This is a genomic window from Nocardiopsis chromatogenes YIM 90109 (assembly GCF_000341185.1).
Taxonomy (GTDB): Bacteria; Actinomycetota; Actinomycetes; order Streptosporangiales; family Streptosporangiaceae; genus Nocardiopsis_A; species Nocardiopsis_A chromatogenes.
In genome coordinates, this window is the sequence record NZ_ANBH01000267.1 from 21,997 (window position 1) to 42,022 (window position 20,026).

At 75.1% G+C, this 20,026-nt stretch carries 20 protein-coding genes and 1 pseudogene; 8 read left to right on the plus strand and 13 right to left on the minus strand.

From position 1 onward, the window contains the following. Positions 1-264 precede the first annotated feature (264 nt). Entirely contained in the window at positions 265-1,752 is a 1,488-nt protein-coding gene (locus D476_RS0124580; protein WP_017626576.1) for a catalase, read from the minus strand. Positions 1,753-1,894: 142 nt separating this feature from the next. Further along, on the minus strand, positions 1,895-2,428 hold the full coding sequence (locus D476_RS0124585) for an NUDIX hydrolase family protein (RefSeq protein ID WP_017626577.1): 534 nt from the start codon (positions 2,426-2,428) through the stop codon (positions 1,895-1,897). Positions 2,429-2,656: 228 nt separating this feature from the next. Here D476_RS0124585 and D476_RS0124590 point away from each other — a divergent pair, with 228 nt between their 5' ends. Further along, positions 2,657-3,658, plus strand: a complete 1,002-nt coding sequence (locus D476_RS0124590; RefSeq protein ID WP_017626578.1) for an alpha/beta hydrolase — start codon at positions 2,657-2,659, stop codon at positions 3,656-3,658. A gap of 158 nt (positions 3,659-3,816) precedes the next feature. Here D476_RS0124590 and D476_RS0124595 read toward each other — a convergent pair whose 3' ends face one another. Beyond that, positions 3,817-4,332, minus strand: a complete 516-nt coding sequence (locus tag D476_RS0124595; protein WP_017626579.1) for a lytic polysaccharide monooxygenase auxiliary activity family 9 protein — start codon at positions 4,330-4,332, stop codon at positions 3,817-3,819. Positions 4,333-4,736: 404 nt separating this feature from the next. Here D476_RS0124595 and D476_RS0124600 point away from each other — a divergent pair, with 404 nt between their 5' ends. From D476_RS0124600 to ligD, 4 genes are all read left to right on the plus strand, one after another. Further along, on the plus strand, positions 4,737-5,447 hold the full coding sequence (locus D476_RS0124600) for a Crp/Fnr family transcriptional regulator (protein WP_338036258.1): 711 nt from the start codon (positions 4,737-4,739) through the stop codon (positions 5,445-5,447). Between the two features lie 157 nt (positions 5,448-5,604). Further along, positions 5,605-6,462, plus strand: coding sequence for a hypothetical protein (locus D476_RS0124605; protein WP_017626581.1), 858 nt, complete (start codon positions 5,605-5,607; stop codon positions 6,460-6,462). A 38-nt stretch (positions 6,463-6,500) separates the two neighbouring features. Beyond that, the gene (locus D476_RS0124610) at positions 6,501-7,013 is read left to right on the plus strand and encodes a hypothetical protein (protein ID WP_017626582.1); all 513 of its coding nucleotides are present in this window, start codon (positions 6,501-6,503) and stop codon (positions 7,011-7,013) included. Positions 7,014-7,043: 30 nt separating this feature from the next. Beyond that, positions 7,044-7,952 carry a non-homologous end-joining DNA ligase gene (ligD, locus tag D476_RS0124615; RefSeq protein WP_017626583.1) on the plus strand — a complete coding sequence of 303 codons (909 nt, stop codon included), beginning with the start codon at positions 7,044-7,046 and terminating at the stop codon, positions 7,950-7,952. A 264-nt stretch (positions 7,953-8,216) separates the two neighbouring features. On the opposite strand, the gene D476_RS0124620 is transcribed toward ligD, so the two are convergent. From D476_RS0124620 to D476_RS34405, 5 genes and pseudogenes are all read right to left on the minus strand, one after another. Continuing rightward, positions 8,217-8,546: a winged helix-turn-helix domain-containing protein gene (locus tag D476_RS0124620; protein WP_017626584.1), complete on the minus strand. Its 330-nt coding sequence runs from the start codon at positions 8,544-8,546 to the stop codon at positions 8,217-8,219. Next, positions 8,543-8,995, minus strand: coding sequence for a hypothetical protein (locus tag D476_RS37095; protein ID WP_017626585.1), 453 nt, complete (start codon positions 8,993-8,995; stop codon positions 8,543-8,545). Before D476_RS37095 ends, D476_RS0124620 begins: the two co-directional genes overlap by 4 nt. Positions 8,996-9,656: 661 nt before the next feature. Continuing rightward, a pseudogene (locus D476_RS34400) lies at positions 9,657-9,848 on the minus strand (integrase core domain-containing protein); the annotation flags it as partial. A gap of 98 nt (positions 9,849-9,946) precedes the next feature. Beyond that, the gene (locus D476_RS0124635) at positions 9,947-10,636 is read right to left on the minus strand and encodes an HAD family hydrolase (protein ID WP_017626587.1); all 690 of its coding nucleotides are present in this window, start codon (positions 10,634-10,636) and stop codon (positions 9,947-9,949) included. Positions 10,637-10,877: 241 nt separating this feature from the next. Then, positions 10,878-11,501, minus strand: coding sequence for a hypothetical protein (locus tag D476_RS34405; RefSeq protein WP_051061836.1), 624 nt, complete (start codon positions 11,499-11,501; stop codon positions 10,878-10,880). A gap of 370 nt (positions 11,502-11,871) precedes the next feature. Here D476_RS34405 and D476_RS34410 point away from each other — a divergent pair, with 370 nt between their 5' ends. Beyond that, positions 11,872-13,182, plus strand: coding sequence for a GAF domain-containing protein (locus D476_RS34410; RefSeq protein ID WP_017626589.1), 1,311 nt, complete (start codon positions 11,872-11,874; stop codon positions 13,180-13,182). Between the two features lie 371 nt (positions 13,183-13,553). Here the strand turns inward: D476_RS34410 and D476_RS38060 are convergent, their stop codons facing one another. Genes D476_RS38060 through D476_RS0124660 form a run of 3 tightly spaced genes read right to left on the minus strand, consistent with a single transcriptional unit; the run spans position 13,554 to position 15,223 of the window. Further along, entirely contained in the window at positions 13,554-14,483 is a 930-nt protein-coding gene (locus tag D476_RS38060) for a hypothetical protein (protein WP_017626590.1), read from the minus strand. Between the two features lie 21 nt (positions 14,484-14,504). Next, complete coding sequence (locus D476_RS0124655) at positions 14,505-14,777, minus strand: hypothetical protein (protein WP_017626591.1); 273 nt, start codon at positions 14,775-14,777, stop codon at positions 14,505-14,507. Next, positions 14,774-15,223 carry a hypothetical protein gene (locus D476_RS0124660; RefSeq protein ID WP_017626592.1) on the minus strand — a complete coding sequence of 150 codons (450 nt, stop codon included), beginning with the start codon at positions 15,221-15,223 and terminating at the stop codon, positions 14,774-14,776. Before D476_RS0124660 ends, D476_RS0124655 begins: the two co-directional genes overlap by 4 nt. A 717-nt stretch (positions 15,224-15,940) precedes the next feature. Between D476_RS0124660 and D476_RS0124665 the strand changes: the two genes are divergently transcribed. Continuing rightward, complete coding sequence (locus D476_RS0124665; RefSeq protein ID WP_040726977.1) at positions 15,941-17,173, plus strand: aminotransferase-like domain-containing protein; 1,233 nt, start codon at positions 15,941-15,943, stop codon at positions 17,171-17,173. 35 nt (positions 17,174-17,208) lie between these two features. Beyond that, entirely contained in the window at positions 17,209-18,159 is a 951-nt protein-coding gene (locus tag D476_RS0124670) for a D-alanine--D-alanine ligase family protein (RefSeq protein ID WP_026123827.1), read from the plus strand. Positions 18,160-18,462: 303 nt separating this feature from the next. Here the strand turns inward: D476_RS0124670 and D476_RS0124675 are convergent, their stop codons facing one another. Beyond that, positions 18,463-19,428, minus strand: coding sequence for an FAD binding domain-containing protein (locus tag D476_RS0124675; RefSeq protein ID WP_017626595.1), 966 nt, complete (start codon positions 19,426-19,428; stop codon positions 18,463-18,465). After that, positions 19,428-20,026, minus strand: a 599-nt coding sequence (locus tag D476_RS0124680; RefSeq protein ID WP_017626596.1) for a molybdopterin cofactor-binding domain-containing protein, incomplete at its 5' end; no start/stop codon positions are given. The genes D476_RS0124675 and D476_RS0124680, both read right to left, overlap by 1 nt.

The following is a 20,026-nucleotide window of genomic DNA, read 5'->3' on the forward strand; positions in this document are numbered from 1 at the left end:
GGCGCATCCATCCGGTCGGCCGGTCAGTCTTCCTGCCGCCGCCGAGCCGAACGAAGCGACGCGGCTCGGCGGAATGCGCCCCTGGCCCCGCGCCCGCCGGGCGCGGGGCCAGGGGATCGCGGTCTCCGCCGACGGGGTGGGGCGCCGGTCGGGCCCCGAAGGCGGGCCGGACCCGGACCGGAGCCGCGGCGGCCGTGCCCGCCTGGTCGGACGGGAGCACACGCCGGTCCGAAGAGCCCGTCCCCGGTCCGGCGCCCCGTGCCCTCAGGCGGTGTGGTTGCCCTTCACCCGGGCGGCCACGCGCTGGCCGATGTCCGGGTCGATGTTCATCCAGTAGTCGATGGCGCGCCCCAGCACCCCGTCGTCGTGCACCTGCCCCATGTGCCCCGACACGTTGGCCACCAGGCGGTCCCGCGCCGCGTCGTCCATCACCTCGCGGATCAGCGCCCTCGGCTGGACGAAGTCGTCGTCGTCCCGGTGCCGGGTGTAGGCCTCGCGCACCAGCTCGGCCCCCTCGACCGGCCAGGACGACTCCTCGGTCCCCTCCTGCCGGACGGCGTCGGGGCCGCCGAAGGAGTTCGGGTGGTAGACCGCCCCGGTGTTCGGCGGCGTGAACCTCATCCGCCCGTCCTTCTGGTAGGCGCGCACCGGCACCTCCGGGCGGTTGGGCGGCAGCTCGTTGTAGTTCACCCCGATGCGGTAGCGGTGCGTGTCCGAATAGGAGAACAGCCGCGCCAGCAGCATCTTGTCCGGCGACGGGCCGATGCCCGGCACCAGGTTGGACGGCTCGAACGCGGCCTGCTCCACGTGGATGAAGTAGTCCTCGGGCACCCGGTCCAGCACCATCCGCCCCACCTCGATGAGCGGGTAGTCGCCGTGCGGCCACACCTTGGTCAGGTCGAAGGGGTTGAACCGGTAGTCCGCCGCGTCCTCGAAGGGCATGATCTGCACCTTCAGGGTCCACGACGGGTACTCCCCGCGGGCGATGGCCCCGTACAGGTCGCGGCGGTGCAGGTCGGCGTCGGCCCCCGCCATGCGGTCGGCCTCCTCCTGCGGCAGGAAGTCGTTGCCCTGGTCGGTGAGGAAGTGGTACTTCACCCACACCTTCCGACCCTCGGCGTTCACCCACATGTAGGTGTGCGAGCTGAAGCCGTCCATGTGCCGGTAGGACCGGGGCACGCCCCGGTCGCCCATCAGCCAGGTCACCTGGTGGGCCGATTCGGGCGACAGCGACCAGTAGTCCCACTGCATGGTGTTGTCGCGCAGCCCGGTGCGCGGGTCGCGCTTCTGCGAACGGATGAAGTCCTGGAACTTCTGCGGGTCGCGCATGAAGAAGACCGGCGTGTTGTTGCCGACCATGTCGTAGTTGCCCTGGCGGGTGTAGAACTTCAGCGCGAAGCCGCGCGGGTCCCGCCAGGTGTCGGGGCTGCCCTGCTCCCCGGCGACCGTGGAGAAGCGGGCCAGCATCGGCGTCTCGCGGCCCGGCTGGAACACGTCGGCGCAGGTGTACTCGGACACGTCCTGGGTGACCCGGAAGGTGCCGTACGCGCCCGCCCCCTTGGCGTGGACCACGCGCTCGGGGACGCGCTCGCGGTTGAAGTGCGCCATCTTCTCCACGAGGTATACGTCGTGGAGAAGGAGCGGGCCGTCGCGCCCGACACTGAGCGACTGCTCATCGCTGGGGGCGGGCGCGCCGGCCCCGGTGGTGGTGATCGGGTTGCCTTCGTTGGGCACGGTGTAGCCCTCGCTCATGGCAGATCCCTAAGCAGAACGGGTACAGGTCGGCTGCGGTCGTACCCGTCGCTCGGTCAAGCCACGGTGCCCCGCAGCCCAACATCCACCCTAGGGGCCTGTGCGGAGGTGTCGAGGGCGTGCCGCCCGGAGGGCCCGCGCCCTAGGGCAGGCAGCCCGCATGCGCCAGCGCCTGGCGCACCAGCACGCCCTGCCCGTCGGCCATCTCCGACTGCACTTCCGGCCCGGCGGCCTCCTCAGGGGTGAACCACACCAGGTCCAGGGCGTCCTGCCGGGGGCGGCAGTCGCCGGTCACCGGAACCACGTAGGCCAGCGCGACCGCGTGCTGGCGCGGGTCGTGGTAGGCGGTCACACCCGGGGTGGGAAAGTACTCGGCCACCGTGAACGGCTGCGGCGTGGCCGGGATGCTCGGCAGCGCCATCGGGCCCAGGTCCTTCTCCAGGTGGCGCAGGAGCGCGTCGCGGACCCGCTCGTGGTAGAGCACCCGTCCGGAGACCACCGCCCGGCTGATGGTCTGCTCGGGGGTGGCCTGCAGCAGCAGGCCCACCCGCGTCACCGACCCGGTGTTGTCCACGCGCACCGGGACCGCGTTGACGTAGAGGACGGGCATGCGCGAGCGCACCCACGCCAGCTCGTCGTCGGAGAACCACCCGGGAACCGTGTCGATCGACGTCACCAATGGACCGGCCTCTTCAATCTCGTCGCGGACGCCCCCGGCGCCCTCGGTCGGCTACGGGGGAGAGGGTACGCGTCCGCGGCGGCCGTGTGGCGGACGACGCGGGGGCGGGCGCCTCCCGGGTGCCACCTGAGAGGGAGGCGGGGGTGGGCCCGACAGGGGGACGCGCCGTACACCGTGCGCTCCGTAGCGTCCTGTGCCGGACACAGGACGTCGGGGGAGGCGCGGATGTACGGGAGGGCGGTGCGCGCGGTGCGCGCGGCCACGGCACTGGCGGCGGCGGTCGCGCTCACCGCCACATCCACGGCGCCCCCGGCCCCGCCCGGGGCCCCGGACCTCTCCGGGGTCCGGGGCGTGCGGGCCGCCGAGTGGTCGCCGGACCGGCCGCAGGAGGCCTACGACGCCAACCGTGGCGCCGCCGCGCGCGCGTCGCAGGCGGCGGAGCGGGCGGGCGGCACCGACCGGGCCGAGGCCCTCGGCGCGCTCGCCGCCCCCGGCCGCGACCTGCTGGAGTTCGACCCGCACGGCCAGGGGCGCGCCGTCGAGGTGGTCGGCGACCTGGAGGAGGCCGACCGGGTGGTCGTCCTGGTCCCCGGCGCCGACACGACCCTGGACACCTTCGACGGGCACGGCGCCAAGCCGTACATGCGCGTCGGCGACGCCGCCCGCGAACTGCGGGCGCGCATGGCCGAGGTGGACCCCGGGGCGCGCACGGCCGTCGTCGCCTGGATGGGCTACCCCGCCCCCGCGACGGTGAGCCCGGCGGTGGCGACCACCGGGCGCGCCGACACGGGCGCGCGGGCGCTGGACGCGTTCGTGCCGCGGCTGCTGCGGGCCGCGCCGGGCGCCCGCCTGACGCTGGTCTGCCACTCCTACGGGACGGTGGTGTGCGGGCGGGCGCACGTGGCGTCGTCGCGGGCGGCCGACGCGGTGCTGGTCGGCAGCCCCGGGGCGGGGGTGGCCGGGGCCGCCGACATCGGCGCCCGGCGGGTGTGGGCCGGGCGCGGGGGCTCGGACTGGATCGCCGGAGTCCCGCACGGGGCGCTGCACCTGCCCGGCACCACGGTGGGGTTCGGCCCCGACCCGGTCGGGCGGGGCTTCGGCGCCGAGGTGTTCGACGCCGGGCCGGGCGGGCACAGCGACTACTTCGCCCCGGGCTCGCGCTCCCTGTCGGCCATCGCGCGCATCGCCCTGGGCCGTGCCGAGGCGGGTGGCGGGAATGCGGCGTGAGCGGCGCCCCCGCGCCGCTGCGGGGCGGAGCGGGGGCGGGGTGCGCCCGTCGGGGTGGGCGACGCTGCTGCGCGGCGTCTGGCTGATGTGGGGGCCGCCCGCCCGTGCCGCGCGGCCGGACCCCGCGCGGCACGGGGGCGGAAGGGGGAGGCGGACGGTCAGGCCGCGCCGACGTCGAGGTCGATGCAGGCGTAGAACGCGTTGGCGGTGTCGGCGATGTTCCACCGGGCCAGCAGCTTGGTCGGGCCGCTGTGCCCGCTCAGGTCCACCCGGTGGGTGACGCTGGACGGCGGCCGGGCCCCGCCGTCGTCGAAGGAGGCCACCCTCTGCCCGTCGGCGAAGTACTCCCAGGTGGAGGTGGCGTGGCGGGCCGTCAGGGTCCAGGTGAAGTCGACCGAGGTGCCGACGGGGTGCACCTGCCAGCCCTTGGAGTCGTCGTCCAGCTCGGCGAAGCGGCCGTTGCCGCCGCTGCAGCTCATCAGACCCTTGGGGCCCTCGACGGACTGCGGCTCCCACTTGATCTGGCCGCACTCGACGGTTCCGGCGGCGCACTGGGCCTGGCGGCTGGCGGGGGAGGAGACGTACCCGTGGGCGCTGGCCACCCCGGCGGGCAGCAGGGCGAACAGCAGCGGGGTCGCCGCGGCGACGGCGAGGGCCTTTCTTCTCAGTTTCATGCTCGGCCTTTCGTGCGGGAGCGGCGGAAGGCAATTCCGCCGCGGTATCGGGGCATTCCTGTTCCGTGGGGGCGAATGCGCCGAGTGGTCTAGACCGTAAGAAGGGGGGTATCGCAGGTCAAGGGGGTGAAAAACGCTGCGTTAATGGGTGGCTACGGCGTTCGGCGCCCGCACCGCGGAGAATGCGGAACCGGTATCCCCCTCCCCCGCGCGGCCGGGCGCGGATGAACGGCCCGTTCGCCCCGGCGCTCGCGCACCGGTCTGCACGGACCGCGGGGACCCCGCCTCCGGCGGTCTTTGTGCAGCGCACAATGGGTTACACGGATATGGCGCCGCGGTGACACCGGAATCGGTGGGCAAGACGGTAAGGAGATCCCTACCGGACGCGGCGCTGAGAAGGGGACGTGCGATTGCCCAGACGCGGCTTGGGCGGGCTGCTCGACGACCGGCAGTGGGCGCGGCTGCTGGCCGAAGGGGCCAGGGCCCGCTTCTCCCCCGGCGAGGCCCTCATGCGCCAGGGCGACCCGGGCAGCACCGTGCACCTGCTCGCCGAGGGGCACGCCCGGGTGGTGCGGGTGCGCGCCGACGGCACCACCGTCCCCCTGGCCTTCCGCGCCGCCGGCGACGTCCTCGGCGAGCCGATGCTGGTGCCCGGCGGGGGCGAGCGCTCGGCCACGGTGACCGCCGTGGGCCCCTGCGCCACCGCCGTCTTCCCGGCCGAGCGCTTCCGCCGGATCGTCGGCGAGCGCGGCCTGGAGTCCGCACTGTGGGAGAGCACCCTGGCCCGGCAGATGGAGAGCGACGCCCTGCGCGCCGAGCAGGCCGCCCTCCCGGCCGAGCAGCGGCTCCCCGTTGCCCTGCTGTACCTGGCCCGCGCCCTGGGGGTGCCCACCGCCGCGCCCATCACCGACGGGCCCGGCCCCGGGCGCCGCGCGGTGCTGGTGCGCATCCCGCTGCCCCAGCGGGAGATCGCCGAATTCGCCGGGCTCTCGCGCACCTCGGTGGCCGCCGCCTACACCCGCATGCGCCAGCGCGGCCTGATCCGCACCGGGCGCAGCTACGTCGCCGTCCTGGACATGGCCGCGCTGGAGGCGCTCGCCGAGGGGGGAGACTGACCGCCGCGCGGGGACCGGCGGGCGCGGACGGCACGGACGGCACGGGAGGTTCTCCCGCTGTGTTCATGATCGGACACAGCGCGCCGTCCGGGTACGCCAGGGTGGGGGCAGGCGTTCGGACCGTCCGGCCGCCGAGGCCCACCGGAGCGGAGCGCCCATGGAACTCGACACCCCCCGGCCCCGGACCAGCGTCCCCCTGCCCCCTTACCGCGCGGTGCTGGCGGTGGACATGGAGCGGTTCAGCCGCACCAGCGCCGTCCACCAGCAGCTCGTGGGGCGGCTCATCCCCGAAGTCCTCGAACTGGCCCTGACCCGCTCGGGCCTGGGCGAGGTGTGGAAGGCCCCCAGCTTCCCCCGCCACGACGGCGACGGGTACGTGCTGGGCACCGACCCCGTCCACCTGCCCCGGCTCATCGACCCGTTCCTGGACACCCTGCAGGAGGTGCTGGAGGAGAAGCGGCCCTGGCTGGCCGCGGTCGACCGGGACCTGCGCCTGCGCATGCGCGTCAGCCTCGGCGTGGGGCCGCTGCCCGACACCGGGGACGGGTCGGGCATCGACGCGATGGGCGACGCGATGATCGACACCCACCGGCTGCTGGACGCCGACGCGGTGCGCCGGGCCCTGGCCCGCTCCCACCCCGACACCACGCTGGTGGCCGCCATCATCGGCCGCCGCGTCTACGAGGACGTGGTGCTGGGCGGGTTCACCGGCGTCGACGCGAGCCGCTGGGCACCGGTCGACGCCGAGGTCGCCGGGAAGGGGTACCGGGCCGAGGGCTACCTGTACGTGCCCGTCCCGTCCACCGCCGGGACCGGCGCCTCCCGGTGGGACGGCGGGGCCGTGGAGCAGGGCGGGCCCGAGGACGGCGGGCAGGCGCCCGCGCCCGCGGAGCCCTCGGGCCCCACCCCCGCCTCCGGCGGCACCGTGGTCACCAACAACGCCCACGGCAACTCGGGGAGCGTCTACCAGATGGGCGACGTGGGCGGCGGGGTGAACGTCTGGGAGCACCCGTGACGGCCCCGGCGCTTCCGCCCGCACCGGAAGGGGGCCGCATGCGCCGAAGACGGTTCCTGGGCCGCGGCGGGCCCGTCGTCGACGAGTTCCAGGCGCGCATCCCCAGCGCCGACGCGGACCTGTGCTTCCACGCCTATTTCCGGGTGGAGCTGGACATCGTCGGCGTCGACGCGCTCGAACGGGTCCGCATCGGCGCCCGCATCCGCCGGGACGTGCTGCGCGCCGCCGCCGAGGCGGGCCGCGCCTTCGCCCTGGCCGAGCGCGGTGTGGCCGAGGCGGAGCTGACCTGCCTGCTGCTCGACCACGACCTGTTCGACCACCCGCGGGTGCGCGACTTCACCGCCGAGGTGCGGCTGGTGGGCGCCGACGGCGAGGCGCCGTGCCGTGCGGGCGGCGGGGCGGTGGAGGAGTTCCTGCACGGCCTGGCGCCCGCGCAGCGCTCGGCCGTGCTGGAGGACCTGGCCGCGCTGATGCGCCGCCTGGACCGCCCCGACCTGGCCGAACGCCTGGTGCGCCCGTGGTCGGGGCGTGAGGGCCCCCGGGGTGACTGACCGCGTCCCCGCGCGGGAAGGGGTGGGGACATGGGCACACGAACGCTGCCGGAGGTCCACCACGCCGACAAGGAGCTGTTCGGGCCCGGTGGGCCCACCAAGGGCGAACTGGCCGACCACTGCCTGCGGGTGGCCGCGCGGATGCTGCCGCACCTGCGCGACCGGCCGCTGGCGGTGCAGCGGTGGCCGGAGGGCATCGAGGGCGACGGCGGCTTCTTCGTCAAGAACCGGTGGGCGGGCACCCCGGACTGGGTGCCGTCGGCGAGCGTGCCCCGGGAGAGCGGCGGCCGGGCCGACATGCTCCTCTGCCAGGACCGGGCCACCCTGGTCTGGCTGTGCGGGCAGGACGCGTTCCCGCTGCACACCTGGATGAGCCGGGCCGACCTGCCGCGCACGCCCGACCGGATCGTGTTCGACCTGGACCCCTCGCGGGCCGAGGACTTCGCCGGGGTGTGCGCGGCCGCGCGGGACGTGCGCGAGGAGGTGGAGGCGCTCGGGCTGGCGGCGTTCGTGATGACGACGGGGTCGCGGGGGCTGCACGTGGTGTGCCCGATCCGCAGGCGGGCCGACTGCGATGAGGTCAAGGCGTTCGCGCGCACGGTGGCCGAGCGGGTGGCCGCCCGCAGGCCCAAGGAGCTGACCACCGCGGTGCGCAAGGAGAAGCGGCGCGGGCGGGTGTTCATCGACTACCTGCGCAACGGGTACGCGCAGCTGGCGGTGGCGCCGTACTCGGTCCGGGCCCGACCGGGGGCGCCGGTCGCCGCCCCGGTGGGGTGGGACGAGCTGGACGGCCTGGGGTCGGCGGGCCGGTGGACGGTGCGCGACTTCGCCGAGCGGGACGGCGTGGACCCCTGGCAGGGCTTCCGGCGCTACGCGCGGTCGCCGGAGGCGGCCATCTCCCGTCTGGGGAAGGCGGAACAGGGCGGGGCTCCGCGCTGACCCGGGGACGCCGGGGCGGGCCCCGGCCGTGTCGGCTCGGAGGGGGCGGGGCGACCGGGTTCGCTGACCGCTCCGAGGCCGACAGGGGCGGCGGCTTCCGCCGTCGGTCATGTCCGCTGGAGTGGTGCGGTTTCCCTCCGGTCGGGCCGGTGGGGCGGCTTCGGCGCCGGGGCGGGCCCGGCCCGCCCCGGCGCCGAAACCCGCCCGACGGTGGACGGGCGGCCGCTGAAGGTCGTGCGGCCGTCCGTCCCGTCGTACGCGCCGTCAGGCGTCCGGGGCGTCGCCCACCGCCGGGACCGCGCCCTCGGCGATTTCGCGGAGTGCGGCGACGTGCTGCTCGAAGGCCGTCCGCCCGCCCGAGGTCAGGCGGAGCACGGTCCGGGGGCGCCGCCCGGCCCACGTCTTGCCGACGTCCACGTACCCGGCCTTCTCCAGGGTGGCGACCTGCTTGGACAGAGCCGAATCGGTGATCTCCACCGCGTCGCGCACCGCCTTGAAGTCCGCCTGGTGCACGGCGGCCAGGGCGGCGACGATGGAGAACCGCACCGGAGCGTGGATCACGTCGTCCAGGCGGCCGCGCGGGTGCCCGGTCACCGGTCCCTCCTCGTAGTACGCAGGATCCACGCGATGGCGGCCGCGAACGGGAGCGCGGTCGCGATCGACATCGGGATCCACCAGGCGGGTTCGCCGGGGAAGACGGGCACGCCGACGAGCATCGTCACGCTGTACAGCAGCCCCCACCCCAGCATGGCGCCCGTGTGCACGGGGGCGAACCAGGTGCCGGTCACCGGGCGGGTGAACAGGAAGGCGAGCAGGAAGACCAGCGTCAGGCCCATGACGGTCATGGCGGCGACCCTCGGCGGTTGTGAGGACGCCAGACCGATGGTGGCCGTGCCCAGCGGGAACGCGGTGCCGAACACCGCGCAGTAGACCACGTACGCGGACGCCTTCCGGCGCATCCGGGCGGCCGTGCCCTCGGCGGCGGCGAGCGAGGCGGCGGCCTGCTCCCGGCCGATGTCCGCGCCCTCCGGTGTTCCGTCCATCGCTCCTTCCATGGCGGAGCCTCCTCGTCATCGGGGGTGATGTTTCCACCATGGCAACTACTTTCCAAATTGGCAAGTACTTTCCGGAGAGGAAAGTATGACCTCGGGGTCCGTGGGATGCGGCGCGCGGGCCAGGGCCGGGTTCGGCGCACCGTGGCCGGTGCAGGCAGGGGGAGCCGCCCCAGGGGGCGACCCGTGACGAAGGGGCCCGTCGGCTGGAGGGCGGGCGCCACGGCCCCCCGGGCGGCCCTGCCACTGCGTCGGTGCCCTGAACGGCGGTCGGCCTTCGGCCGCCCACGGCGGCCGAGAGTTCCGCGAACGCCATCGTGGCCACACGGCGAGGCCTGTTCAGGGGCGTCGTACGGCGGGCCGCGGGGGACGCACCCGCGAAACCCCCGGTCGGCCGGGTGCCCCCGCCGTCTGAGAGCGGCCGATGGCCGTCCTTGAGGAGCGACTGCGGTCGCCCGCCAATGCACGGGACGCCGATCACGAGTCCCGAGGCGGCCGGAGCGCGGCCTAACGCCATGACCACCGCGCCCGCCCGGCCCGACGGCGGCCGCACCACCCCGTTGCCCCTCCGGCCGCCCGCCGACGGCGATCACGGCCGCCGGAGGTTCCGCGGATGCCATCCCCCGGACCGCCCGACGTGGGGCCCGCTCCAGGTGTGCTGTCCCGTGAGGTTGGTGAAGCGGGAGGCGGGAGGACCGCCGATCGCGGTGTGGAAGCGGTGGTGATTGTCGTGGTGCAGCCAGTCGTCGAACGCCCCGCGCCGCTCGGTCTCTGAGGCGTGGGCCCGGGCGTAGGCCCATTCGTCGGCCAGGGTGCGGTGGAGGCGTTCGACCTTGCCGTTGGTTGGGACGTCAGACATCCGCACCGGTACCGGAGGCCCTCTTTCGTGAGATGGCCGGGGTGCTGTCACTAACCTCCGTGGTCAGTACATCTCGTGCGGCCTCACGTCGCGGACAGGTTCGCCTGTCCCGGCCACACGGCCTCGACCGCCTCCGGCGGGGACGCCCCCGACGCGTCGGGGGAGGAGAACACCTCCGGGTACCGCCGCTCCAGGTGGGACGTCCAGGAGGTGACCAGTCCGGCCGCTTTGGCGCCGTGGACGTCCCAGGCGTGGGCGGTCACCAGCGCCGTCCGGGCGGCAGGGGACCTGCCCGCCTCCACCGCCGCGAGGTAGGGCGCCGGGGCCGGTTTCCAGGCGCCGGCCGACCCGGCCTCCACCACTTCGTCCACGAGCCCGGCGCACCCGCCGCGCTCCAGCAGCGCCCGCACCGTCGCGGCGTCGGCGTTGTCCAGCACCACCACCCGCGCCCGGCCCGTGCGCGCCGCGCGGAGGGCCTCGGCCGCGTCCGGCCGGGGCTCCAGCTCGGCCAGGGCGTCGACCACCGCGTCGGCCGCCGCCCCGGCCACCTGGTGGCCGGTGATGTCGGCGAGCGCGTTCCGGGCCACCTGCCGGAACGGCGCGGAGCGGCCCACCGCCGCGAGCGCGAAGCCGTCCCGGAGGAGGTGGTCCCACCAGCGCCGCATCAGCACGCGCGGCACACCCGCCTCGCGCAGGCGCCATTCCAGCGGTTCCAGGGGGACCAGGGTGTCGAAGAGGTCGAAGACGAACGCGGGCGGCCGGGGGACGGGCATGGCGCTCCTCGGGGGTCGGTCGTCGGCCGCACCGCCCCCGGCGCGGCCCTCCCCGAGTGCCTACCCGCCGCCGCCCGAGTCGGGCCCTTGCGGGAGCCGGATACCGTGCCCGCGCCAGGGGGTTCGGCCGTGTGGTCGCCCCTCCGGGGTCCTATCGGCCGCTCTCCGAGTCGGCTCCCTTTCGGAACCGCCTGGGGCCGAGCCGGGGCGCTCGGCCGCGCGCTCGTCCTCCCCCGGGGCCTTATCCGTCGTCGCCCGACTCGTTCGGACCGCTGCCCGAATCGGCGTCCTCGCCCGCGTCCTTTTTCGATCCCTTGCCGGAACCGGAGTCCCCTGCCTTGTCGGCGCCCGCTCCGTCCCCCTCGTCCGCACGGTCCCCGGCGGCGCCGTCCCCGCCCTTGTCGCCGCCCTTGCCGCCGCCCTCACCGCCGTCCTTGCCGACGACCGGGCTGGGCTTGCAGTCGAAGCAGGTCACCACGAAGACCTCGTCGCCGCCGACGCGCCCCACGAAGCGTCCGGGCAGGCCGTCGTCGCCCTCCTCCCTGCCGGTCACCGCGGCGTACCCGATCCGGCCGGAGACCTCGGCCTGCTCCTCGTCGCGCGTCATGCCGGTGCAGGCCAGGCGTACCGTGTCGGCGTCGTCCGAGCCGGTGTCGGCCGAGCACTCCAGGCGTCCGGCGATGGGGTGGCCCTTGCGGGAGAACGCGTCCTCGGCCTGCGGGCGCAGCATCGACGCCGACAGGTCGCCCGCGGCCGCGCGGGCGGTGGCGAGCTCCTCATCGGCGCCGCACCCGGCCGCCGCCCCGAGGACGGCGACGGTGGCGGCGAAGACGGCCGTGAGGGGACGGGGTCGGCGGGGCCGCATCTGCACAGGGTCCACTCCCTACCTCCGGCGACTGGGCGTGCAGCCACTATCACGTACGCCGCACGCGTGCTCACTTTCCGCCACGGACGACCCGCCGCAAGAGAGGGCAACAAGTACGGAAAGGTCCGGCAAAGCCCCTGGTCGTGGCCGCGTCGGTGGGGCAGGGGCCCACCTCGGAGCGGCCTCCGTCCCCGGGCGCGGCGGCGCCGCCGTTCCCGTCCCCCGCGAGCGTCCGCGAGGTGCGGGAACGGCGGCGCCGGGCCGACTCACGTACCGACCCGCATTCCGGCCCGGTGCCAGGGTTGCCGCGCGCCTTCCGCCTGATAAGGATGTGTCCTCCGGAGCGGGCGCAGGGGAGGCGGCCGCAACGATGGGGAGGGACACCACCGTGGGGGAGGAACGGCTCGATATCGCACTGCCCGCCGGCGCGGACCCGCAGCGCCATGCCCGCCTGCTGCGGCGCGTGCACGAGGCGGCGCTGACCGGGGGGCGGCCGCCGGTGCCGCCCCGGCCGGTCATCGAGGATTCCTGGGAGCGGGTGCGCCGGTACGGGGTCGACCCCGACAGCGGTCGGCCCGTGCCCAGCCTGCGCAGCGAAGAGGTCGACCGGGAGCGCGGCGACAACGCGCTGGAGGAGGTGCTCCCGCTGATCAGCTCGGTGCTGCTGGGCGCCCGGGAGGAGGCCGGGCACGTCATGCTCGTCACCGACCCGCGCGGCTTCATCCTGTGGCGGGACGGGGCCCGGGACATGCGCCGCCTGGCCGACAGCGCCGGGCTGGTGGAGGGCGCCGCCTGGGACGAGGGCTCCACCGGTACCAACGCCATCGGTACCGCGCTGGTGGTGGGGCGCCCGGTGCAGGTGTACTCGGCCGAGCACTACGTGCGCGGCCTGCACCGGCTCACCTGCGCGTGCGCGCCGGTGCGGGACCCGCGCGACGGGCGCGTGATCGGCGCGATCGACGTCACCGGGCCCGCCGCGACCGCGCACGCCTCCACGCTCGCCCTGGTCAACGCGGTGGCCCGGCTGGCCGAATCGCACCTGCGCGGCCGCCACGACGCCAACCTGGAGCGGCTGCGGGCGGTGGCGGCGCCGCTGCTGGCGGGCATGTCCGGTCCGGCGCTGGTGGTCGACGAGAACGGGTGGACGGCGGCCGCCGCCGGGACCGAGCCGGTGCGCCGGGTGCTGCTGCCCCGCCGGGTGGACGGGACCTCGGCGTGGATTCCGAGCCTGGGGGAGTGCGGGCTGGAGCCGCTGCCGGGCGGGTGGCTGGTGCGCCCGCGCGGGGGCGAGGGGGCCCCGGCGTCGCAGGCCGTGCTCGACCTGCGGGGGCCGGAGCTGTCGGTGAGCGGGCCCAGCGGGAGCTGGTCGCACCGGCTGACCGTGCGCCATGCCGAGGTGCTGTTCGTCCTGGCGCGGCGCAGGCAGGGATGCAGCGCGGCGGAGCTGTCGCAGGCCCTGTTCGGGGCGCCGGACCGGTTGGTGACGGTGCGGGCGGAGATGTCCCGGCTGCGCCGCCACCTCGGCGGTCTGTTGGAGAGCCGTCCGTACCGGTTCAGCGAGCGTGTGGACGTGCGGGTGCGGGGGGCGGACGACCCGTGCGCGCTGCCGGCCTCGCAGGCGCCGGCGATCCGAGCGGCCCGGGCGGAGGCGGTGCGGGACGCGGCCCCATCGCGACAATGAGTCACATCACTGCAACCCGCTGCAACGTTTGCGAGGTGGGTGCGGTGATTGATGGACTGTCACCCGTCGGCGCGCGGAGCGCCCGGAGGGGGAGTACCGGCGAGCACCGGGAAGGCGGCCTCCGCCCGCCGACGAGGACCATGTCCGCCCGCGCCCGTGCCTTGAGGGGGGTTTCGGGAGTGTGCACGTGGGTGGACCTCCCAAAAGCGGCGGCGGTCCGGGGCTTGGGGGAGCCCCCGGGCCGCCGCCGTTCTTCGTGTGCCGGTGCCGTTCGGTGGGCCCCTGGCGGGCCGACCGGGCGCTGCGTTCAGGGCCCGCCCGGGGGCGGTGGCCCAGGGGTGTGCGCGGCCGTTCCCGGATTCGGGGCGGAGTCACAGGAGCTGGTCGGCGAGGAGCTCGGCGTCGGCGGTGATCCCGAACGCGGTGAGGACCTCATCGATCGGGTTGGCCAGGGTATGGGCCGGTGAACCGGCGAAGAGGAGGCCCACGAGGCGATCGGCGGAGTCGACGACCAGACTGCCCGAGTCCCCTCCCGCGGAGAAGGGGGCACCGTCCCCCTCGATGACGATCTGGTCGCGGAAGAGGAGGACGAACGGGTGGTAGTTCACCAGAAAGTCACCGGCGCCGGTGACCGTGCCGGCGGTGACCCCGGTCGTGCGGCCGGACTTGCGCACCGGTGCGCCGAACTCGGCGGTCGCGAACCCGCCGAAGACCCCCAGGTTGAAGAATTCGGGCACGAGGTCGCGGGCCCCCGTGGGCCGGGCGAGCGCCGCATCCACCCGGTCGGTGATCAGGGCCCGGTGCACCCGGGCCACCGCGTCGTCGGCATCACCGTCATCGGCGGGGCCCGGCTGGACCACGATGTCGCCGCCGCAGTCGCCGGAGCCGCAGAGCACATGCCAGTTGCTCAGGATCATGTCCGCGCCCGCCGTGTCATCGAACACGCGTGACCCCAGGGTTCCGGTGATCGGAGGGTCGAGGTGGCCGATGCTGACGCCGCCCGGCATCGGTGCGCGGCGCTCGCGGTGCTCGTCGGACTGCGCCTCGAAGACCGCCTCCACGACGTCGACCGGGACATCACCGACGACGTCCGGAAGGAGGTCGCCGGGGGCCAGGTCCTGGGCCGTGAGCTTGCGGGCGACGTAGACGACCACCGCCGCCCGGCCGGTCGGCTCGCCCCCGGTGCGCTCCACGCCCACGGCGACACCCGTCACCCCGGGATAGGACCACAGGTCGGCGGAGGCGGCGCGGTGGGCGGCACGCGCACGGTCCCACTGCGCTCGGTCGGGGATCGAGATCATGACGGCCTCCCGGCCGGGGTGTCAGAAGCTGGGTCCGCGCAGTTCGACCAACTGCACGAAAGCACTGTTCTCGCCGTGGGTCACCCTGACCTGCATGCCATGGGCCATCGCCGTGCGCAGCAGTGAGATCCACATACTGTGCTGCATCCGCGTGGCGGTGGAGGTCACCTGGGGGTTGAGCCACAGGATGAGGGCCTCCGGGCGCTCGCCCGCGGGGCGGATCCGGGTAAAGGCGTAGTCGTCGCCGACGTTGACGCACTGAACGTCACCGACCTTGCTCGGCATCGCGGTCACGACCTCTCGTCAGGGCTGGTCAGGTCCTCGCCGGAGGCGGCTCCTCCGAGGCGTTCGGCCAGGTGGCGTCCGAGGGTGAGGCTGCCGATCACGCGCATCCGGCCGCGCCCGAAGGCGTCGAGCGGGGAGAGGCCGCCACAGGCGATCTCCCACCAGGTGGTCGCGTCGACGATCAGCTCCAGGTCGGCTGCCACGTCCGTCCGCGCCGCGTCGTAGGATCGGCTGCCCTCCGGCCCGCAGTGGACCGCCCAACGGTCCTCGCGGTCGCCTCCGGTGATCCGGAACAGGATCTCGGAGGAGCGGGGCCATGGGCCCAGACACCGGCCGACCCTCTCGAAGACGGCGTTCAGGTCACGGTCACCCGGGGCGGCGATCCGCCACGGCGCGGTGGCGGCCGCGAGGAGCGGGTCATCGGCGAACGTCGTCGCCGGTCGGTCGGTGGCCACGGCGCACCTCCACAGTCGAAAAGCCCTCTGACCTCCGATTAGACTGCCGCGCAGCCGAGGTGTCCAGGGACACGCCGCCGCGCTCGGGCCAGGGCCGGGCACCAGGCGGAGACGGCGTCCCGCCCCGGACGGGCGGGTTCGTCGCGCGCGGCTCAGGCGCGGGAAGCGCCGGGGCGCGGCCTCTGCGGGGCCCGCCGTCCAGGGCGGTCTCGGAGCCTCCGCAGGACGTGCCGGTTCGACGTGCCGGTTCCTCGGCGCGGTGTCGGCCCGCTCGCCGGGGCCGCGCATCCGCGCGCCCCCTGAACGGCGCGACCACGCCTCCGCCTGCGCCGACGTCCCCCTTGTCGGTGAGAGCGGTCGTCCTGCCCCCCTGCGGACGGAGCAGCGCAGCGCACACCCGAGCGGCTCTCAGGCCGTGCAGCGGAGAGGGAGGGCTTCCGGAGAGCCACAGCGGGGTGCCTTCCGGAGCCGCGGCGACCTGCACGTCCATCAGGTATCCGGTGCGGTCTCGCGTCCGCGGTCCCCGGCGGCCCCGCCGGGTCGTCCCCCGGCCCCCGCGGGCCGTCCACATGCGCACCGCACGTACACTGGGCCGATCGAAGATCGCTCACGCGGAGGTGGATCGTGTCCTCGGATGATCCCCAACGGCAGGTGGGCCCCCGGCGGGGCTCGCGCATCGACCCCTACGTCGGCTCCTACGCCGCCCGAGCCCAGGGGATGGTCGCCTCCGAGGTGCGCGCCCTGTTCGCCGTCGCCTCCCGCCCCGAGGTGGTCTCCCTCGCCGGCGGCATGCCCAACGTGAGCGCGCTGCCGCTGGACCAGGTCGGCGACATCGTCCGCCGCGTCGCCACCGAGCAGGGCGCCACCGCCCTGCAGTACGGCTCCGCCCAGGGCGACCCCGACCTGCGCGAGCGCATCTGCGAGGTCATGGCGCTGGAGGGCATCGACGCCGCCCCCGACGACGTCATCGTGACCGTCGGCTCCCAGCAGGCCCTGGACCTGGTCACCCGGGTCTTCGTCGACCCCGGCGACGTGGTGCTGGCCGAGGCGCCCACCTACGTCACCGCCATCAACACCTTCGCCGCCTTCCAGGCCGACATCCGACACGTGGCCATGGACGACCTCGGCGTGGTCCCCGAGGCCCTGGAGGAGCACCTGGAGGCGCTGGCCGCCGAAGGGCGCCGCGCCAAGTTCTTCTACACCGTCCCCAACTTCCAGAACCCGGCCGGGGTGACGCTGACCGCCGGGCGCCGCCGCCGCGTCCTGGACATCTGCCACCGGCACGGCCTGCTCGTCCTGGAGGACAACCCCTACGGCCTGCTGCGCTACGAGGGCGAGGCCGAGCGCGCCCTGCGCGCCGACGCCCCCGACAACGTCATCTACCTGGGCTCCTTCTCCAAGACCCTGTCGCCGGGCTTCCGCATCGGCTGGGCCCTGGCGCCCTCGGCGGTGCGCGCCAAGCTGGTGCTGGCCGCCGAGTCGGCCATGCTCAGCCACTCCACCTTCAACCAGATGGTGGTCGGCCGCTACCTGGCCGAGCACCCCTGGCGGGAGCAGATCAAGGAGTTCAACGAGATGTACCGGGAGCGCCGCGACGCCATGCTCGCGGCGCTGGAGGCGCTCATGCCCGCCGGGACCTCCTGGACCCGCCCCGAGGGCGGCTTCTTCGTCTGGCTCACCCTGCCCGAGGGGCTGGACTCCAAGGCGATGCTGCCCCGCGCCGTCTCCGAGCGGGTCGCCTACGTGCCCGGCACCGGTTTCTTCGCCTCCGACGAGGGGCACCGCAACATGCGGCTGTCGTTCTGCTACCCGACCCCGGGCCAGATCCGCGAAGGGGTGCGGCGGCTGGTGGGCGTCATCGAGAACGAGATGTCGCTGCGCGACACCTTCGGCTCCGCCCCCTCGGCCCCGCACGGCGGCGGCGAGGCCCCGACCCCCGACCTTCCCTAGTGCACGAGCAGAAGAAGCAGAAAGAGGACGCGACCGTGGCCGACCTGGACCGGGTGCTGGTGCTGGCCGGAGGGCTCTCGCCCGAGCACGAGGTGAGCGTCCGCTCCGGGCGCCGCGTGGCCGAGTCACTGCGCCGCCTGGACATCGAGGTGCAGACCGCCGACGTGGACTCCGCCCTGCTGGGGCGCCTGTCCTCCGACCCGCCCCAGACGGTGTTCCCGGTGCTGCACGGCGCCCCCGGCGAGGACGGGGTCGTGCGCGAGGTCCTGGAGGTCAGCGGCGTGCCCTACGTGGGCGCCCGCCCCGACGCCTGCCGCCGCGCCTACGCCAAGCCGGTCGCCAAGGCGCTGGTGGAGGCGCGCGGGGTCGCGGTGCCGCGCGGGGTGGCGCTGCCCAAGGCGGCCTTCCGCGACCTGGGCGCGCGCGAGCTGGTCGACCGCATCGCCGCCGCCCTGGGCCTGCCGCTGTTCGTCAAGCCCGACCAGGGCGGGTCGGCGTTCGGCGCCGCCACGGTCGACAGCGCCGACGCGCTGTCCTCGGCCCTGGTGAACTGCTTCGCCTACGGCGACACCGCCCTGGTGGAGGAGCGCGTCGCGGGTACCGAGGTGGCCGTGTCGGTGGTGGACACCGGCGACGGGCCCACCGCCCTGCCGCCGGTGGAGATCGTCCCCGACGGCGGCGTCTACGACTACGCCGCCCGCTACACCGCCGGGCGCACCGAGTTCTTCGCCCCGGCGCGACTGGAGGAGGCGGTGGCCGAGGCCGCCAAGGACGCGGCCCTGACCGCGCACAGCGCGCTGGGCCTGCGGGACCTGTCCCGTACGGACATGATCGTGGAGGAGTCGGGCCGGGTGGTGTTCCTGGAGGCCAACGTCGCCCCCGGGATGATGGAGACGTCCCTGTTCCCGATGGCCGTGGAGGCCGCGGGGATGGACTTCGCCATCGTCTGCCGGGAACTGGCGCACCGGGCCGCGCTGCGGGGCTGACGTTCACGGCTGAGCTCACGCGGCCGCGCCTCGGCGCGTCGGCGCCCCAGAGCCGCGAGGGCTTCTCATGCTCGTGCCACAGCGCGAGGAACGCGGCCGGGCGCGGGTGCGGGCGGAGGCGAACGCGGAGTGAGTCCCAGCCTGAGACCGTGACCGTTCAGGTCACAGACTCGCAGAACACCCCTCTAGGGGCGCCTCTCCTTCGCTGGGCCGAATGGGCGCCGTTCCTGGGCGCCGTCCGGGGCGGAAGGCTCTGACAACAGCGCCCCCGGCCCTCGCCTGGGCAAGGACCGGGGGCGCGCCTCATGCCAGCGCCCGCTCCAGCGCGTCGCGCACGGTGTCCCTCAGCAGCGCGGCCTTGTACCGGGTGCCCGGAAGCGGCGAGCACTGGCCCGGCAGCCCCTCCACCGCCTTCACCGCCTCGGACGGGTCGGCGGGTGCCCCCTCAAGGGCCGCCTCCACCTCGCCCAGGCGGATCGGGGTGCGGGCCACCGCCCCCGCCGCGACCGCCACCCGGGCCACCCGGCCGCTGCCGCCGTCCTCGCGCACCACCCGGGCCACCGCCTCCACCAGCGGCCACTCCGCGCGCGAGCGCGCCGTCGCCCTGACGTAGGCGGCCGTCTCCCCGGGCTCGGGCGGCGGCAACTCGACCATTCCCACCACCTCGCCCGGCCCCAGCGTGTGGTCGCGGGTGCCGTCGGCGGCGTCGTACAGCTCCCGCAGCGGCCGCTGCACCGGATCGGAGCGCCCGTCGGCCGTCTCCGCCCGAGCGCCGTAGGCGAGCAGCGCCACCGCCAGCGACGACGCGTGCGGCGCCGCGCACGGCGAGGTGTCGAAGACGACCCCGCCCCGGTGGTCGCCCGCCCGCGCCGGGCACGAGTCGCCGCCGTCCTGGTGGCAGGAGAACGCCGGGTTGCGGAAGTACCAGCACCGGTTGCGCTGCAGCAGGTTCCCGCCCAGCGTGGCCGCGTGCCGGATCTGCGGCGTGGCCAGCGACCGCGCCGTGGCGGTCAGCGCCGGGTACGCCGCCCCCAGCACCGGGTCGGCGGCGATCTCGGCGATCGTCGTCAGCGCCCCGATGCGGGCGCCCCCGCCCGGCCCCCAGGCCACCCCGCGCATCTCGTCCAGACCGCCCAGGTCGGCGAACGGCCCGGCGTCCAGCCCGGCCCGCAGCCGCGCCATGGTGTCGGTGCCCCCGGCCCGCGCCTCGGCGCCCGAGCGCAGCTCCTCGGTGAGGCGGGCGAACTCGTCGGTACTCACGATGCTCATCAGCGCAGTCCCTCCAGCAGTCGGTCCGGGCGCACGGGCAGGTCGAGGGGGCGGCGGCCCACGGCGTCGCGTACCGCGTTGGCCACCGAGGCGGCCACCCCGACGGTGGAGACCTCGCCCAGGCCCACACCGCCGCCGGGCACGTGCTCCCAGCCCTCCTCGTGGAAGTACACCTCGATCTCCGGGGTGTCGCCGATCCCCGGCAGCCGGTAGTCCTCCAGGTTCTCGCTGAGCGTGCGGCCGGTGGCCGGGTCGGTCACCCGCTGCTCGTACAGCGCGTACCCGATGCCCTGGACCACCCCGCCGTGCGCCTGGTTGCGGGCCTGGCGGTCGGCATAGATCCGCCCGGCGGCGATCCCCGCCCAGCAGCGCAGCGGCCGCACCCGGCCCAGCAGGGTGTCGACCTCCACCTCCATCATGTGCACCGCCCCGGCCAGGCCCCGGCCCAGAGCCATCTCCGCGTTGTTGAAGGGCGGAGTCAGGAACCCCCGCCGGTCCCGGGCGCGCGTGCCCGTGGTGCGCAGGCCCTCGGCCGCCTTCAGGTTCTCCCTGGAGGTGGCGGGCCTGCCGTCGGCCGCCGCGCGCAGCCGCTCGCCCC

Bases quoted from the DNA above. Each gene is read 5' to 3' on its own strand.
- D476_RS0124635 (WP_017626587.1), bottom strand. From the start codon at position 10,636: ATGCCCGTCCCCCGGCCGCCCGCGTTCGTCTTCGACCTCTTCGACACC.
- D476_RS38060 (WP_017626590.1), bottom strand. From the start codon at position 14,483: ATGATCTCGATCCCCGACCGAGCGCAGTGGGACCGTGCGCGTGCCGCC.
- D476_RS34405 (WP_051061836.1), bottom strand. From the start codon at position 11,501: ATGCGGCCCCGCCGACCCCGTCCCCTCACGGCCGTCTTCGCCGCCACC.
- D476_RS37095 (WP_017626585.1), bottom strand. From the start codon at position 8,995: ATGGACGGAACACCGGAGGGCGCGGACATCGGCCGGGAGCAGGCCGCC.
- D476_RS0124595 (WP_017626579.1), bottom strand. From the start codon at position 4,332: ATGAAACTGAGAAGAAAGGCCCTCGCCGTCGCCGCGGCGACCCCGCTG.
- D476_RS0124580 (WP_017626576.1), bottom strand. From the start codon at position 1,752: ATGAGCGAGGGCTACACCGTGCCCAACGAAGGCAACCCGATCACCACC.
- D476_RS0124675 (WP_017626595.1), bottom strand. From the start codon at position 19,428: ATGAGCATCGTGAGTACCGACGAGTTCGCCCGCCTCACCGAGGAGCTG.
- D476_RS0124605 (WP_017626581.1), top strand. From the start codon at position 5,605: ATGGAACTCGACACCCCCCGGCCCCGGACCAGCGTCCCCCTGCCCCCT.
- D476_RS34410 (WP_017626589.1), top strand. From the start codon at position 11,872: ATGGGGAGGGACACCACCGTGGGGGAGGAACGGCTCGATATCGCACTG.
- D476_RS0124665 (WP_040726977.1), top strand. From the start codon at position 15,941: ATGGTCGCCTCCGAGGTGCGCGCCCTGTTCGCCGTCGCCTCCCGCCCC.
- D476_RS0124610 (WP_017626582.1), top strand. From the start codon at position 6,501: ATGCGCCGAAGACGGTTCCTGGGCCGCGGCGGGCCCGTCGTCGACGAG.
- D476_RS0124590 (WP_017626578.1), top strand. From the start codon at position 2,657: ATGTACGGGAGGGCGGTGCGCGCGGTGCGCGCGGCCACGGCACTGGCG.
- ligD (WP_017626583.1), top strand. From the start codon at position 7,044: ATGGGCACACGAACGCTGCCGGAGGTCCACCACGCCGACAAGGAGCTG.